Source organism: Anaerotignum faecicola (assembly GCA_024460105.1).
Classification (GTDB): Bacteria; Bacillota; Clostridia; order Lachnospirales; family Anaerotignaceae; genus JANFXS01.
Genome location: JANFXS010000494.1, coordinates 1 through 402, shown reverse-complemented (window position 1 = coordinate 402; position 402 = coordinate 1). Strand labels below are relative to the sequence as shown.

1 protein-coding gene is annotated in these 402 nt (G+C 57.5%); it reads left to right on the top strand.

Features of this window, described 5'->3' with window-relative positions; all coding sequences use genetic code 11:
* Positions 1-402 (top strand): histidinol-phosphatase (locus tag NE664_15055; protein MCQ4727951.1); only part of this gene is annotated, 402 nt, incomplete at both ends.

Below are 402 nucleotides of genomic sequence, written 5' to 3'. Positions count from 1 at the left end.
CTCCATCTGTTCCGGCCTGGAGATCGAGTACTGCCCTGACAGTCTGGAGTATTACGAGAGCCTGCTTAAGCCGGGGCGGCTGGATTATCTGCTTCTCGGCCAGCACTTCTACACCGCGGCAGGCGCGCTGCCGGTGAATATCTATGAGCTGGAGGAGAAAGGCGGCACAGCCGCTTACATCGACTACGCCCTTTCAATCAGAGAGGGCTTGGCGACCGGCTTCTTCAAGGTACTGGCCCATCCGGATGTGATCTTTATCAACGATCTTGCCTGGGATGAGAACTGCAGCCGGGCATGTGAAATCATCGTCGAAGCAGCACAGGTGTCCGGCGCCGTCTTAGAGCTGAACGCCAACGGAATCCGCCGCGGAATGAGGGAATACTGTGACGGTGTGCGTTATCC